This is a genomic window from Trinickia caryophylli, from assembly GCF_034424545.1.
Taxonomy (GTDB): domain Bacteria; phylum Pseudomonadota; class Gammaproteobacteria; order Burkholderiales; family Burkholderiaceae; genus Trinickia; species Trinickia caryophylli.
In genome coordinates this window covers 1,637,945-1,653,537 of record NZ_CP139971.1, presented here as the reverse complement: position 1 = coordinate 1,653,537, position 15,593 = coordinate 1,637,945, and the positions used below count along the sequence as shown (strand labels likewise).

Annotated in this window: 11 protein-coding genes; 1 reads left to right on the top strand and 10 read right to left on the bottom strand. The window is 64.5% G+C overall.

Annotation, left to right across the window (positions count from 1 at the left end; genetic code table 11):
* Nucleotides 1–2: 2 nt before the first annotated feature.
* From U0034_RS26525 to U0034_RS26495, 7 genes are all read right to left on the bottom strand, one after another.
* Nucleotides 3–1,226, bottom strand: coding sequence for a glycosyltransferase family 4 protein (locus U0034_RS26525; RefSeq protein ID WP_085228834.1), 1,224 nt, complete (start codon nucleotides 1,224–1,226; stop codon nucleotides 3–5).
* The gene (locus U0034_RS26520) at nucleotides 1,223–2,710 is read right to left on the bottom strand and encodes an O-antigen ligase family protein (protein WP_085228833.1); all 1,488 of its coding nucleotides are present in this window, start codon (nucleotides 2,708–2,710) and stop codon (nucleotides 1,223–1,225) included. The genes U0034_RS26525 and U0034_RS26520 overlap by 4 nt, the downstream gene beginning before the upstream one ends.
* A complete protein-coding gene (locus U0034_RS26515; RefSeq protein ID WP_085228832.1) occupies nucleotides 2,710–3,630 on the bottom strand; it encodes a glycosyltransferase family 2 protein in 921 nt (306 codons plus the stop codon). The genes U0034_RS26520 and U0034_RS26515 overlap by 1 nt, the downstream gene beginning before the upstream one ends.
* Entirely contained in the window at nucleotides 3,627–5,864 is a 2,238-nt protein-coding gene (locus tag U0034_RS26510) for a polysaccharide biosynthesis tyrosine autokinase (RefSeq protein ID WP_085228831.1), read from the bottom strand. The genes U0034_RS26515 and U0034_RS26510 overlap by 4 nt, the downstream gene beginning before the upstream one ends.
* A 4-nt stretch (nucleotides 5,865–5,868) precedes the next feature.
* Nucleotides 5,869–7,044, bottom strand: coding sequence for a polysaccharide biosynthesis/export family protein (locus tag U0034_RS26505; protein ID WP_085228830.1), 1,176 nt, complete (start codon nucleotides 7,042–7,044; stop codon nucleotides 5,869–5,871).
* Nucleotides 7,045–7,070: 26 nt separating this feature from the next.
* A complete protein-coding gene (locus tag U0034_RS26500) occupies nucleotides 7,071–8,492 on the bottom strand; it encodes a UDP-glucose dehydrogenase family protein (protein WP_085228829.1) in 1,422 nt (473 codons plus the stop codon).
* A gap of 76 nt (nucleotides 8,493–8,568) precedes the next feature.
* Nucleotides 8,569–9,978: an undecaprenyl-phosphate glucose phosphotransferase gene (locus U0034_RS26495; protein WP_085228828.1), complete on the bottom strand. Its 1,410-nt coding sequence runs from the start codon at nucleotides 9,976–9,978 to the stop codon at nucleotides 8,569–8,571.
* Nucleotides 9,979–10,319: 341 nt separating this feature from the next.
* Between U0034_RS26495 and U0034_RS26490 the strand changes: the two genes are divergently transcribed.
* Nucleotides 10,320–11,828, top strand: a complete 1,509-nt coding sequence (locus U0034_RS26490; protein ID WP_269149695.1) for a mannose-1-phosphate guanylyltransferase/mannose-6-phosphate isomerase — start codon at nucleotides 10,320–10,322, stop codon at nucleotides 11,826–11,828.
* A gap of 127 nt (nucleotides 11,829–11,955) precedes the next feature.
* Here U0034_RS26490 and U0034_RS26485 read toward each other — a convergent pair whose 3' ends face one another.
* The 3 genes from U0034_RS26485 to U0034_RS26475 all read right to left on the bottom strand — a co-directional run bounded on the left by U0034_RS26485 (nucleotide 11,956) and on the right by U0034_RS26475 (nucleotide 15,432).
* Complete coding sequence (locus tag U0034_RS26485; RefSeq protein WP_085228908.1) at nucleotides 11,956–12,960, bottom strand: transposase; 1,005 nt, start codon at nucleotides 12,958–12,960, stop codon at nucleotides 11,956–11,958.
* A gap of 516 nt (nucleotides 12,961–13,476) precedes the next feature.
* Complete coding sequence (locus tag U0034_RS26480) at nucleotides 13,477–14,058, bottom strand: DUF3501 family protein (RefSeq protein ID WP_085228826.1); 582 nt, start codon at nucleotides 14,056–14,058, stop codon at nucleotides 13,477–13,479.
* 36 nt (nucleotides 14,059–14,094) lie between these two features.
* Nucleotides 14,095–15,432: a heterodisulfide reductase-related iron-sulfur binding cluster gene (locus U0034_RS26475; protein ID WP_085228825.1), complete on the bottom strand. Its 1,338-nt coding sequence runs from the start codon at nucleotides 15,430–15,432 to the stop codon at nucleotides 14,095–14,097.
* Nucleotides 15,433–15,593: the final 161 nt, after the last annotated feature.

The following is a 15,593-nucleotide window of genomic DNA, read 5'->3' as shown; positions in this document are numbered from 1 at the left end:
CGTCATTTCGGTTCGCTTCCTTCTGTCTGCACCCACCGGGCGGCACGGTGCGATGTGTCGTTCGCGGACTGGCCCGCGCCGGCTTCGCTCGCCTTCGCACGCAACCGCCGGCGATAGATCTCCATGTACCTCGCACCCATGCGCGACCAGCCGAACGATTGCGCGACGCGGCTCGCGGCCACGCCCATCGAGCATGCAAGGCGCGCATCGCCGGCCAGACGGCTCACCGCGAGCGCAAGCGCTTCGACATCATCGGGATCGTCGAGCACGATGCCGCATTCGGGGCCGATGATTTCGGCACCGCCCGCCGTACGCGCGGTGACCACGGGCAACCCGGCCGCCATCGCTTCGAGCAGCGACAGGCTCATCGCCTCGTAGCGCGACGGGAATACGTAGGCGTCGACGCACCGCATGAGCCCAGGCACGTCTTCGACGAAATCGAGGAAATGCACGCGATCGGCCACGCCCAACGCACGAGCCTCGTCGGGGTAGGGGCTGCCTTTCACGCGCCCCGCGACCACCACATGCACACGCTCGGGCAACTGCCGCAACGCTCGCAACACAGTGCCGAGGTTCTTGCGCGGCGTACGCAAATCGCCGGCGAAAAGCAGCAGGAACGCGTCGTCGCCTGGCAGCCCGAACGCGCTGCGCGCGCCGCCGGCCGACGCGAACGTCTCGATGTCCACGCCGTTGTGGACGACTTCGATCGACGAGGGCGCCACGCCAATGTCGCGCAGTTCCGCCGCGACCTTTTCGGACACGGCTGCCACCACGTGCGAGCGCCGGTAAGCCCACCGCTCGAGCATGGCGTTCAAGCGCGTATAGACGTACTGGTAGGCCGCACGCAATCCGCCCGTCAGGCGAAACGGGTAGTAAGGACTCCCGAACCATCCGCCGTGCACGAAATGCGCGGTGTTGACGTCCGCCTGAACCCACGAGATGAAGCCATTGACGTGGAGCACGTCGTACTCGTCGCGATGCGCGCGCAGCCATCGTGCGCTCTTGATCGCGAAGAGCTGATGGCGCAGCAGGTTGGACGGCCAGATCCGCCCGATGCGGATCGGTACCCAGCGTACCCGCGGGTCGGCGAGAAGCGCCGGTGCGACGTGCGAGGCGACGAGCGTGACCGGGCAATTTTCGGCAAGCGCCGCACGCGCGATTTCATAGTTCACGCGGCCCTGCCCGTCGTTATGGCGGACGGCGTGCGTGACGATCGCAATTCTCATGAGTTGAACGCCTCGTCGAGGAAGGGTGGCGCGAGGCGCGCACGCGCGCTGCGTCGCTGCAGCTGGCGCCAATGCGCGCCCGCGATCAGCGACGCAATGCTCATATACAGCAGCAAACCGCCGGTGCTGATCAGCGAGTTGGTAAAGACGAGCATGACGAACACCGAGAGCGCCAGCGCGAGGCAAGCCGACGAAAACTTGTCGTCCTTCAGCGCGAACGAGGCGCGCACAGCCCGCGCGAGCAGCCAGACGATGCCCGACAGATAGAGCAGCGTGCCCGGCCACCCAAGCACGAACGGGATATTCATGACGCCGCTGTCGAAGTTGCCGTACTTGCCGAGCTGATTGCCGGGTTGAGTCAGCTTCGTCGACGTGCCCGTCGCGCCGAGCCCTGTGCCCGCGACGTTCGTAAACGCGGTTTCGGCAAACGTCGCATAGAATTTGTTTCGCTCGGCATAGCTGTGGTCGTCATGCAGGTTCGAGATCGACTCGAGCCGTGCCTGCAGGCGGTCCGCCACCGGGCCGATCGCAAGCAGCGGCATGCACAGCCCCGCCAGCACGGCGAGCCCGAGAATCGTGCGCATACGCACCCGGTTGCTCGATTTGGCCAGCTGGATGACGAGCGCGACAACCCAACCGCCCCACGTCGAGCGCACGAGGCACAGGCCGAACGAAGCGAACCCCGCCGCCGCGGCAAGCCACCTGAACCGCTCGGTCGCGGCCGGCACGATCACGAGCGCGCCCATCATGGCGAACGCAAACGGCCCGGAAGAGTTCATCGTGCTGAACACGCGCACGCCCAGGCGCACCGGGTCGCCCTCCGAATTCATCTGCGAACCGATCATCCACAACGCGTCCCACGCCGGCATGAAGAAAAACTGCACGACGCCGTAGACGCCCATCACGAGCATGCCCCAGATGAACGTGGAAATGATCACCTGCCGGTATTCCGGGTAGTCTCGCGAGTACGCGACGATATGCAGCGCGATCAGCACGGGGTAGAGCCAGTTGGCGAGGTCGTAGGTTGCCGCGAGCGGGCCGGACGACACGATCCCCACGATGTATGCGTAGCCGATGCCGAGCAGGACCAGCAGTATCGGCAATCCGCGCCACGTCCCGAGCAGGCGGTAACGCCGCAGAAGGCCGAGGCCCGCCACCATCGTCACCGCGAGCGGCGCGATCTGCACGAGGCTCGTCGGCGTATAGGCGCCTTTGAAGTAGTCGGCCAGCCGCCGCACCTCGGGGCTCAGGAACCACATCCACCAGACGAAGCCGACGTACCGGGCCGGGCTCTTGAAGTAGAGCCATACGCCGACGAGCGCGGACATCAACGGAAACGCGAGCGTGAGCAGCGCGCCCTGATGCGCGGCGCATAGCAACAGCGTCGCGCCGATCAGCAGCGTCTGCGGCAGCCAGTGCTTCGGATCGCTGCGAACGGCGCGCGCCCGTTGGGGCACGCGCACCGGTCCGGCCATCGGCGTCATCAGGTCATCCTTCGCGCGTCACGCGCGCCGAGGCGCGTCGCACGCCAGCGTTCGCGGATCGACGCCCCCTCTTTCGACGTGATCGCCATCAACGGGTGAACGAGCCCCGGCGCCGAACGCGTGCCGACGAGCATCCACCACCACCAGGCCACCGCGCGCTGGATCGGCGGCAAAAATTCGCGCAGCGTCAGGTGCAGGTTGTAGGCTGCATTGCGCATCGCCAGCTCGGACTGTGCCGTACGCTGATCGTCGCCGAGACGCGGCGCCGGAAAGTGATCGACCGCCACCTTCGGATCGTAGATGAGCTTCCAGCCCGCCCGTTTCACGCGCATGCTGAACGCCATGTCGTTGTGAATCTGCGCGCCTGTACCGCGCAACCGCTCGTCGAAACGGATGCCTTCGAGCGCGGCGCGGCGGTAGCTCATGTTCGCGCCCTTGAGCAGATCCACTTCACGCGCCTCTCCCACGCCAAGGTGATGATTGCCGATGATCTTTCCCGTCGGCAGCACCTTGCCGACGAGCTGGCGCTGGCCGTCGAGCACGCGCCCGCGCTCGTGCACCCAGTCGCGGCCGCCCACACCGCCGAGCTTGGGGTCGCTCGCGAACGCCGCCTCGATCCGCTGCAGCCAGTCGGGGCGCGGCGCCGCATCGTCGTCGGTGATCGCGATGATGTCGCCCTTCGCGGCGTCGAGCCCACGGTTGAGCGCCGCCACCAGTCCCTTCACGTCGATCGTCACGCAATCGAGCGCCAACTGCCCGCGCACGGCGGGCTCGGCAAGCACGGTATGCGTCGGGTAATCCTCGGGGCGCACCACGACGAGTACCTGATCCGCCGGCCGTAGCTGACGTTGCAGCGCCTTCAGGCAGCGCGCGAGGTCGTCGGGCCGGCGATAGGAGGGGATGAGCACGGTCACTTTCATGCGTTCAGATACTCCTGGACAGCCGCGTAGCCCGCACGCGCGAGGCTGCGCGAGCGCGGCGGCACTGCGTTGAAAATACCGCCTTGCACGGTGACGCCCGCCGTTGCAAGCCGCTTGAGCGAGGCGCCGATGTCGGATTCGGCGTGCACGCCGCTGCGCAGGACCATGAAGGAGGTACCCGCATGGGCGGCCAGCAGCGCCGCATCCGTTACGGCCAAGAGCGGCGGCGTATCGATAAGAATGACGTCGTAGCGTTCGCCGAGCGCCTCGAGGTACTGCTGAAGGCGCGGCGACATCAGCAGCTCCGACGGGTTCATCGGCCTCGAACCGCACGCGATGAAATCGAGCGCGGGCACCGGCGTTCGGCGCACCGCCTCTTCCATCGAGATCTGCCCCGCGAGCAACTCCGAAAGGCCCACTTGCAAGCCGCCGCCGAAGTATTCGTGCAGCGTGCCGCGACGCATGTCGGCATCGATGGCGAGCACGCGCTTGCCCGAATCGGCGAACAACACGCCGAGGTTGGCGGTCATGAAGCTCTTGCCGATGCCCGGCGACGGGCCCGTCAGGACCATCACGTTGTTCTGCGCTTCCGCAAGCGCGAATTGAATCGAGGTGCGCAAGCTGCGCAGGCTCTCGATACAGGCATCGTTCGGCCGCGCGAGCGCGAGAATCGGCCGCGCGCCCTTGCGCCCGCGCGCATAGCTGAGATCGAGCCGCTCGGCTTCCTGGCTCGCGGGCACGAGCCCGTAAAGCGGCAGCCCGCATGCGCGCTCCACCCGCTCGGGATCCTCGATACCCTTGAGCAGGCTGCGGCGCAGGAACACGACACCGGTGCCGGCAATGAGGCCGAGCATCGCCGCAGCCGAAAGGATCAGTACCTTTTTCGGCTTGATGGGCGCACCCGGGCGCAGTGCCACGTCGATCAGATGCACGTTGCCGCCGGTACCGGCCTTTTGCACCTTCAGCTCCTGCATGCGATTGAGCAGCAGCTCATAGATGTCTTCGGCCACCTTCGCATTGCGCTTCAACGCCACGCCCTTGACTTCGGCGGCGGGCAGGTTCCTGAAGCGCGAGGCGAAGTGGTCGCGATCGGCCTTCAGCCGTGCGAGCTGCTGCTCCGAGGCGATGATGGCGGGATGGTTGGGGCCATAGCGCTGATGCAACTGCGCCGTTTGCAATTCCAGCGCCGAAATCTGCTGCTCGTACTGAATGCTGCCTTCGAGATAGGACTTCGCTTCCTCGCTCGGGTTGATCGAACCCGACTGTGCCTGATATGCGCTCAAGGCGCCTTCGGAATGCTCCAGCTCGGTTTTCATGCGCGGCGCTTCGCTCTCGAGGAAGTCGAGCATTTTCTGCGCTTGCGACTGCTTGGACTTCGTGTACTCGCTCAAATATGAGCGTGCAACGGCGTTGGCCAACAGCGCGGCACGCTCGGGATTTTTGTCCTGAAGCGAGATTTCGACGACGCCGGTCTGCTTGCCCTGCTCCTCCACGTCGAGCGCGAGCTGGAAGGCCGTCATCGCATCGAGATCGTTCCAGCGCACCACATTGAAACGCGTGCCCGCGTTGGCCACGAGCCGCTTCACGAGAATCGACACGCCATTGCCCGACGCAGGCTCGCCCACCTTGCCTTCGAGCAGCAGATCGCCGTCGGCGTCGCGCAACGCATAATGATCGCCGCCCGACGCGGTCATCGTCAGCTTCTTGCCTTCAAGGCCCGGCGGCACCTGCACGAAGTCCACGTCGGCCTCCTCGCCGCCCCACGCATAGGACGACATGCCGAGCCACGGCTTGGCGAGGTGCCCCGGCGACGCCAATCGCTGTGCGATCGTGCCGAGCAGCGGGAACGTTCTCGGCGCTACCGAGAAGTTGAGCTTGTACTCGTTGACGACGGGACCGACCACGCCGCGGCTCTTGATGATCTCGATCTCGGCATCGGTCGGCAGCGAAGTCGAGCCGCCGCCGGCCGCCGCGCCGTTCGTCGGCGAAAACGCCTGCGACGAGTCGTTCGGCGGCTCGACGCGTACATGCGCATCGGCCTGATAAACGGGCTTCGCCAGGAAGCAGTAGACCGCCGCCAGGGCGACGACGGTCACGGCGATGCCGATCAGCCAGCCGATGTCGTCCACCACGGCCTGCAGCAACTGACCGAGCACGACATCGTCTTCTTCGGATTGAAAGACCGTCGGCGACGGCGCGATCGATTGGGCGAGGATGCTCGAACTTGTCTTCATAGCGTCACTTCGTCAACTGCTTCGTAAAGAAAAGCGTCTGAAGCGTCGGCAGGACCTGCTGCATCAGACGGTTGAACTGCACCGCCGCCGAGGTGCCGACGTAGACGACGTCGTACGGCTGCAACGGGAACTGCGTCGACAGCAGGATCGCATCGGGCTTCGTCATGTCGAGCCGGTAGATCTCGGGCGAAGTCGGTTTCGTCCGCATGCCGCGGATCACGTAGATCTGACGCGGATTCGCATCCGTGTCGAGGATGCCGCCGGCCGTGGTCAGCGAGTCGGCAATCGAGAGGTTGCCGCGGATCATCGGCACGGCCATCGGCGTCTTCACCTCGCCCATCACGAAGATGCGGCTGTCCGAGCGATCAGGCACGTTGATGATGTCGCCGTCCTGCAGCAGCACGTTCTGCTTCAGTTCGCCGCGATCGAGCACGCCGTTCGCGTCGAGCTGATAGAACTGCCCGTTGCGCGTGAGCCGCACGCGCTGCAAATCCGCGTTGTCGGTCGTGCCGCCCGAGCGCGTGATCGCGTCCACGAGCGTGAGCGGCACGTCCGTGATCGCGAGCGGGCCCGGCGACTTCACGTCGCCCGTCACCTGCACGCGCTGGCTGCGATAGGCCAGCACGCGCACGTCGAGCTGCGGATTGTGGATGTACGGCGCGAGCTGCGCGGCCAGCCGGTCGCGCACCTGCTGCGGCGTCTGCCCCGCCACGCGAACGCGGCCAACGAACGGGAAAAAGATCGTCCCGTCGTGCCCCACTGTCTGCCCATACGGATCGGCCTGCCCCGGCAACGCCGTGGTGTACGGCTGGGCGAGCGCGCCCGCGATCGTCTGCGTCGTGGTGCCGCCGGCCGAAAACGACGTGCCTTGCGGCGTCGTCAACTCGGGGTGGTCCCAGACCGTGATGCCGAGAATATCCTGCGGGCCGATGCGATAGATGTACTGCGCAGGATCGGGGAAGCGCGATTCGGGCACCTTCTGCGGCGTCGTTTGCGCGGCCGTGAGCTGCTGCACGATCTCAGGCGTGATCAGATGCACGTCGTAGGTCTGATCCGCGTTCGCGGGCGCCGTCTCGCGCAGATGCGAGGTATCGAGCGCGTTGCCGGGCGCGGCGGCACAGCCGGCCAGCAACGAGGCCGCAACGGCGAAGGCAGTCAGGGAAAGGAGGCGATGATTCATGGATTCGCTGAAACGTAAGCTTGACTTCATGCGGGATAGGCGGCCACAGGGCCGCCCGGTCGCTTCGACCGCTTAGCCAGGGCAGCCCCGCCGGGCCGGCCGATCGAGTGATATTCGATGCCGGCCTCGGCCATCGCGAGCGGCTCGTAGAGATTGCGGCCGTCGAACACGACGGGCTGCTTGAGCAGTCGCTTCAACGCATCGAAATCCGGGCTCTTGAATGCCTTCCATTCGGTCAGCAGCACGAGCGCGTCGGCGTTGTGCGCCACGCTCATCTGATCGTCCACGAGCAGCAAACGAGCAAGCGCCTCGGCGTCGTCCCGCAGATCGGCGGCGAACGCCTTCTTCGCTTCTTCCACCGCCACGGGATCGTAGGCGACGACGCGCGCCCCGCGCGCCAGCAGCGCGGCGATCAGCACGCGGCTCGGGGCCTCGCGCATGTCGTCGGTCTCGGGCTTGAAAGCGAGGCCCCAAACGCCGAACGTGTGCCCGCTCAGATCCTCGCCGAAACGCGCGACGATCTTGTTGGCCAGCATCTGCTTCTGGGCAGCGTTGACTGTCGATACCGAGTGGAGAATCTGCATCGACTGGCCGTTTTCGTCGGCCGTGCGGATGAGCGCCTGCACGTCCTTGGGAAAGCACGAGCCGCCGTAGCCGCAGCCCGCATAAAGGAAGTGATAGCCGATGCGCGGGTCCGAGCCGATACCGCGCCGCACCGCGTCGATGTCGGCCCCAACCCGCTCCGCCAGGTTCGCGAGTTCGTTCATGAACGAAATGCGCGTGGCCAGCATTGCGTTGGCCGCGTACTTCGTGAACTCGGCGGAACGCACATCCATATACATCGTGCGCTCGTGGTTGCGATTGAAAGGCGCATAAAGACGCTTCATCGTCTCTTTCGCGCGTTCGCCGGGCATGTCGTCGTCGCAGCCGATGACGATGCGGTCGGGCCGCGTGAAATCCTCGATGGCGGCGCCCTCCTTGAGGAACTCGGGGTTCGAGACGACGGAGAAGAGCGAATCGTCGCCGCGCAGCTTCAATTGCGCGGAAATCGCTTCGCGCACGCGCTCGGCCGTGCCCACCGGCACCGTCGATTTGTCGACGACGACCGTGAAGCCCCGCATGTGGCGGCCAATCTCGCCCGCCGCGGCGAGCACGTATTGCAGATCGGCGGAGCCGTCCTCGCCGCTCGGCGTTCCGACGGCGATGAAGATGACGTCACCGTGCTCGATCGCCGGCTTCACGTCGGTGACGAACGACAGCCGTCCGGCCGCGCGGTTGCGCGCCACGATCTCGCGCAGGCCCGGCTCGTGAATCGGCATGCCGCCCGATTCGAGGGTGGCGATCCGGTTGTGATCGACGTCGAAGCAGCACACGTCATTGCCGATGTCGGCAAGGCATGCGCCCGTTACGAGTCCGACGTATCCGCAGCCGATGATGGTCACGTTCATGTTTCGATGGCCTCAAGAAAACGAAAACGGTGTAGACGGTTTCGCCACGTCCTCATGAGACGCGGCACGGTTCGATTCAATACGCGTTGCTGCCGGCGAAGCCTTTCCAAAGCGTGAGCATCACGATCTTGATGTCGAACCAGAACGTCCAGTTCTGGATGTAGTAGAGATCGAGTTTCACGCGCCCGCTCATCTTCTCGATACGGTCGGTCTCGCCGCGAAAACCGTGTACCTGAGCCCAGCCGGTGATGCCGGGCTTGATGCGATAGCGGAACATGTACCCGTTCACGAGATCCTTGTAGAGATCGTCGTGCTCGAGCGCATGCGGCCGAGGCCCCACGACGGACATTTCGCCCTTGAGCACGTTGATGAACTGCGGCAGCTCATCGAGGCTCGTGCGGCGCAAGAAGCGCCCGACGCGCGTCACGCGCGAATCGTTGCGCGTGGCCTGCGTGACCTTGCCGGCCTGCTCGGCGTGCACCTTCATCGTCCGGAACTTGTAGATTTCGAACGTGTTGCCGTCGGCGCCGAGGCGCCGCTGCCGGAAAAACACGGGCCCCGGCGACGAAACCTTTACAGCCACGGCGATGGCGGCCATGACGGGCATGAGCGCGAGCAGCGCGGCAAGCGCGAAGAGCCTGTCGAAGACGAGCTTCGGCAACGCGCGAACGTCGCCGAGCGGCGAAGCGGCCAGGTTGATCGCCGGCACGCCGAGCAGATCGACGACCTCCTGATTGAGCAGACTTAGACTACTGACATCGGGAATGAAGCGAATGTTCACGAAATCGTTCCTGAATGCGGTCACGATGCGATGAATCGTCGGTTCGTGCGACATCGGCAACGCCAGCCAGAGCTCGCGGATCGCACGTCGCTTGACGAGCTGCACGAGCTTCGCGAAGTCACGTTCGATCGGCACGCCGGAAATCGCCGCGTGGCCGGAATCGCGATCCGTCGACGCCGGTGCGCGTGCGTCATCGGCTTCTTCGTCGAAGACGCAAACGGGCGCGAACCCTGCATCGGGGCGCGCCTTCATGCGCTCGATGAGAAACGTGGCATACGGGCCGCTTCCGACGATGGCAACGGATTTCTGATTCAAGCCCTGGCGGCGCAGGCGCCTGAGGGTCGAATAGACCAGCGCCTTCACCGCAAGCAGCAAGACAATCGTCGTGAAGGCCCATAAAACAAGCCACGTGCGTGAAAGCGCGTCGGCACGATGCACGCTGAAGCTCATCAGCACGCCCGTGCATTCGACGAGCAGCCAGGCGAACGCCGTGCGCCACAGCAGATCGCTGAGCGGCTTTCCGCGCCACGAGCGATAAATCCCGAGCGCAGGGAAGAAGGCGACGACGAGCATGTCGTCGAAGACCATGGCGATGCTTTGCGTCTCGTTGAGCCACACAGGGTGTCCTGCGTACAGTGCGGCGGCCGCAAATGCGCCCAGGCTCGCCAGCGCAACGTCGATCATCCGCGAAAGTAGGCCCAACATCGCTGCACCTCGATTTCAGCCGTGTATTCATAGGTATCCATCAAGCGCCATCAAAAAGCGAACAGCAAGCGGACGAATATTCAAAAATATTTCAGCGGGCTTTTACCAATTATTTTTTGATTTTTTCGTACTTCGCATAGCCCCTTTCGTCACATTTCGCTGCTTCGGCCAGCCGCGCACCCACGCTCGCGGCCGGCCGCGCCATTCGTCGGCGTTTTATTGTTCGATTTACTTCCTGCCACACTGGGCTATCCGATTGACGCCCCAAGGAGGCCACCATGACGACTCCGAACGCAACCGTCGACGAAGCGGGCATCGCCGCGCCGGCTCATCCGGTCGCCATGCCGTCGCCGATGGCGCGCACGCGATTCAAGGTACAGCCCGTGATTCTCGCGGGCGGCTCGGGTACCCGGCTCTGGCCGATGTCGCGCGAGCAATATCCAAAACAATTGATCGAACTGCTCGGCGACGAATCACTGCTTCAATCGACGGCGCACCGGTTGGAGGGCTTGTACGACGGGTTTCCGTTCGCCGAGTCCATCGTCGTCGTATGCGGCGACGAGCATCGCTTCACGACCCAGGAACAGTTGAATGCAAGCGGTGTGCAGGCCCGTATCGTGCTGGAGCCGCTCGGGCGCGACACAGCCCCCGCACTGACGATCGCGGCCCTCGATGCGCTGGCGGGCGCTGGCGAGCACGCTGACGCACTACTCGTCGCGATGCCGGCCGATCATGCGATCGCCGACCCCGCCGGATTTTCCGAGGCCGTCGCAACGGCCATCGGCTATGCGGCCGACGGCATGATCGCCACGCTCGGGATCGTGCCGACGCAAGCCGAAACGGGCTACGGCTACCTGCGCCTCGGCGAGGCGCTGCCCCCCGCGGCGGGTGCCGCGGAACCGGCTTCCGGGCCTGCCGCGCGCCGGCTCTCACGCTTCGTGGAGAAACCGCACCTCGAGCTGGCCCAACAATATGTCGCCTCGGGCGAGTACTGGTGGAACAGCGGCATCTTCGTAGTGCGCGCCTCCGTCTGGCTGCACGCCCTGCGCACGTTCGAGCCCTCCATGTACGACGCCTGCGCGCAGGCGCATGCGCGCGGGACGACGGACGGCAATTTCTTCCGCCTCGATCGCGACGCTTTTGCCGCCTCCCCCTCGAACTCCATCGACTATGCGGTGATGGAGCGGCTCGCCACCAAGGACATCGGCTGCAGCGGCGTAGCGGTGCCGTTGCGCGCCGGGTGGTCCGATGTCGGATCGTGGGATGCGCTCTGGCAGATCCTTCCGAAAGACGACAGCGGCAATGTCAGCCGCGGACGCGTCCTCTTCGAGGGAGCCGAGGCCACGCTTGCGCATTCGGAGGGGCGGCTCGTCGCATGCGTGGGCACGCACGACCTCATCGTCGTGGAAACGGCCGATGCCGTGCTCGTTGCCGACAAATCGCACGTGCAGGACGTGAAGCGCGTGGTTTCGCGCCTCAAGGCCGAGCGCGAGCCCGAAGCCGCCAACCACCGCAAGGTGCATCGGCCGTGGGGACACTACGACTCGATCGACTCGGGCGAACGGTTCCAGGTCAAACGGATCGTGGTCAAGCCCGGCGCCTGCCTTTCGCTCCAGATGCACCACCATCGCGCCGAGCACTGGATCGTCGTGCGCGGCACCGCACGCGTCACGCGCGGAGACGAAACGTTCCTCCTGTCGGAGAACGAATCGACCTATATCCCGCTCGGCGTCACTCACCGGCTCGAGAACCCCGGCAAGCTCCCGCTCGAGATCGTGGAAGTGCAATCGGGCTCGTACCTCGGCGAGGACGATATCGTGCGCTTCGACGATACCTACGGCCGTCACTGACCGCCCCTGACGGCCATCGTGCCGTCGCGGTGCTGCCGTGTCCAACGGCACGCCAGGGCAAACGAGCAAAAGCGGGTCTGCGGGCCCGCTTGCTTTTTTCGTGCGCCGCCCGCCCGCGCGGCGCCGCTCAGGCGTGATAGAGCAATTCCGGCGGCGTCGCGTCGCCGCGCCCGTGCTCGGAATAAAGCAGCCACTCCGGCGCGTGGCGACCCACCCCGCCTTCGAGCTTGCGCGCAGCCGAAGGCGCTATGGCCGCGATCGGCGCCGGCAGCGGCTTTGCAACCGCCGGCTCCTTTCTCTTCTGCTCAGGCGCCGGTGCGACAGGCGCTTCGACCTGCTCGCCCTGTCGCTCGTCCTGTCGCGCTTCCGCCGCCGCGGCCGAGGCCGCGTTCGCACGGCGGTCGATCCAGTCTCGCGCCCATTCGAGCGCGTGGCGCTCGGCGCTCTCATGGTCGGCGAAACGCGGGCCGATCAGGCCCGAGCGCTCGATGCGCGTGCCCTCGTGAAGGATTTCCGCCGATGCGCGGTAGCTGAGGCCGGCCTGCCGCGTCACGGGTTGTGCGATCGCGTGAATCGTATAGCCGCAGTAGTCATCGGCCCGCTTGTGCGTTTCGGCGGCGCTGAACGAGGCCTCGGCGCCGGCTGTGCGCTCGTGCATCGCGCGCAGCGGGTCGGGTACGGCGCCGAGCGTGCGCGAGGCCGCCACGGGCAGGTCGCCCGCGCGCCTCGAACATCCGCCCTCGGTCTGCCACGATTCCGGGTTGGTCCAGAACACGCCGCGCAAGCGGGGCGACTCCACGGCCGGAGGAGCCTTCGGCGCCGGAGTGGAGACCGGTTGCGGCTGCGGCACGTAGGCGAACACTCGCCCGCTATCGGACAGAATCCTCACCATCTCGAAGAGCGTGCCGTCGGCCAGCCATTCGTCGAAGCGACGGCGGCACGTCGGGCCAGACGGGTAGCGTGCCGGCAGCTTCGACCAGCGCTCTCCCGTCGTCAGAATCCATAGGACCGCGTTCGCCACCACACGGGTTTCGGCACGAGGACGGCCACGGCGATGAGGATGCACAGGTTCATCGGCAGCCAGGGCGGCAATACGCGCCCACTCGTCGTCGTTCAACTCTTCAAAAAACATATTCTTCTCCACGCAGCCTGGCCGGGCTGCGACACTCGGCTCGAGCGAACGGTCATTCGCAAATGAGCCTCGGGTTGCACAAAGTGTTTTTTGTTGTTGTTACAGCGACCAAAACCGCACAGGGGTAGTGCGACTTTGCCCTCTGATGACGCAAAAAAGGGGGTCTCGCTCGTGCATGGGAAAATAGTGCAGAAACCATACCATCGCGGTGTGCACTCGAAATCGAATGCTTAGCAGAATCGATGCTTTCCGGTTACGCGACTCAAGCAGCGTGTCGATGCTGTCCGCGTGGGACTTGTCAAAGAGACGCTATCTTAGAATATTTTCGTGACAACGCAAATGCATAATGCGTCGTTGATCCAACAAAAATCGAATTATGGCATGCGATGCAATTGTACAGGAGAGACTGCGCAACTTTCATTCCCGATATTCGGCATTATTTTCATGATTCGATCGGAACAATTTGCCGCTGTAATGCTCTTGTAATGGAAAGTTGCGGCGATGCGTCAAAGACGCTCAGCGCAGGTCGTTGAGCAGGGACGCCCGGACGTTGTCGGGTACTCGCTCAGGCGGGCTCGGATACGAGGGATGATCGCATCCTATTGTGAGGCCCATTCCGTCCAGGAAGCACTGCCTCATGCCGGGCGAGAACTCGAACCGCAAGAAGTGGACAGCCGAAGTCTTCTCGTCGTTGTCGCGCTCAAGGTCCTCGTCGGCAATCGCATAGATCGGGCTTTCGCCGTCAACCTGCACGAACACATGGTCCTCGATGCCGATCAATCGCCGCAGCGCAGCACGGCGTTCGACCTCCCCCTCGTACTCGATCTGCATCGTAGCTTTCAAATTGCTTCCACTCGGCACCAGAGGCAAATAGGCGGCCAATTCTCCTTGAATGCCTGCTTCGTCAAAAATCTTTTCGATATGTAACATTTCATGAATCTGGTACCCAATTGTTAATTCATCCTCGAATAACAGCGTCAAATGATTGCCGATGCGGACTATCCGGTCTTTCTTATGGGCAATCACCCGCTCACGCATTGACTTGCGGGCTTTGGCGTAAGCCTCCAGCGTCATCAACGAATCTCTCGAAATAGTCATTGGCTCAATTCCTTGCAAAAAAAGAGAGAACGTCGCTCAAATGTCATAAGCCTTGCGCAAAAGGGTCAGCGGATGGGCGAGCGGCGCGCCTGTCAGGCCCGCCTCCTCGATTCCTTGCGCGATATGGTGACCGGCGAGCTGGCAGTCCGAGGCGATGAAGGCCGGCTCGGACTCCGCCATCGCCTTGAAGACGGGGGTCCCGATCCTCATCGCCGCCGCATGGAACTCCTTTTTGACGCCGAACGTGCCGGCATGGCCCGAACAGCGTTCGACCACTTTCACTTCCGTACCGGGGACGAGTGCAAGCACATCGTAAGTCTTGCGGCCCAGGTTCTGCACGCGGCCATGACAAGGCACGTGGTAGGAGATCTTGCCGAGCGGCTGTTTGAAATCGGTCTTCAGAAGGCCGTCGCGATGGCGCGCCACGAGGTATTCGAACGGATCCCAGAACGCTTCTCCGACCTCGCGCACGAGCGCTTCCTCGGGGAACATCAGCGGCAACTCCTGCTTGTACATCAGTACGCAGCTCGGTATGGCCGCCATCAGCGCGTAGCCTTCCCGCGCATATCGTGCGAGCACCGGCAGATTCTTCTCCTTCTTTGCCGCCACGCCCTCGAGGTTGCCCTGCTCGAGCAGCGGCATGCCACAACAGGCTTCGCTCGCCACGAGCACGTAGGGAATGTCGTTATGTGCCAGCAAGGCTAGTAAATCATGCCCAATGCCGGGCTCGTTGAAATTCACGTAGCAGGTCGCGTAGATCGCCACCTTGCCCGGCGTGCGCTCGCCGTCGCGCACGGGCGCATCGGGGGATGCCTTGGCCGCACCGCGGAACTTGCGCGGCGCAAACTCGGGCAGCCATGCCTTGCGGTCCACGCCGAGCGCCGATTCGAGCGCACCGCGCGCGGGCTTCGACCGGTTGATCGCGTTGACGCTGCGCGTGACGATCGGGATCCCGGCGAAGTGCCCGAGCGCATCGGTATTCGAGAGCACCTTGTCGCGCAACGGCACTCGCCCTTCCTTGTAGCGGGCCGCCTTCGCGCGCAGCATCAGATGCGGGAAGTCGATATTCCACGCATGCGGCGGCACGTAGGGACACTTCGTCATGTAGCAGAGGTCGCACAGATAGCATTGGTCGACCACCCGCGAGTACGACGCTTTATCGACCTCGTGCGCTTCGCCCGTATTGGTTTCGTCAACGAGATCGAAAAGCGTCGGGAAAGCCCCGCACAGCGAGACGCAGCGCCGGCATCCGGCGCAAACGTCGAAGACGCGCTCGAGTTCGCTCTCGATTGCCTGCCGATCGTAAAACGCTTCCGAGCGCCAATCGAGCGGGTGCCGCGTCGGCGCCTCCAGACTGCCTTCCTTGTGTGGCATGAGCGCACGCTCCTTTTTCGCTGGTGACCGCCGAGGCCACCGGGGTACCGCGGCGTTGGAGCGGGCACCCGAGCGCCGCCTTCCGATCGACGCGGCACGGCGGGCAAGGCGGGCGCGGCGGGCCGAACGCAGCCGCGCCCGCATCCTCGCCCGCGCCGGCA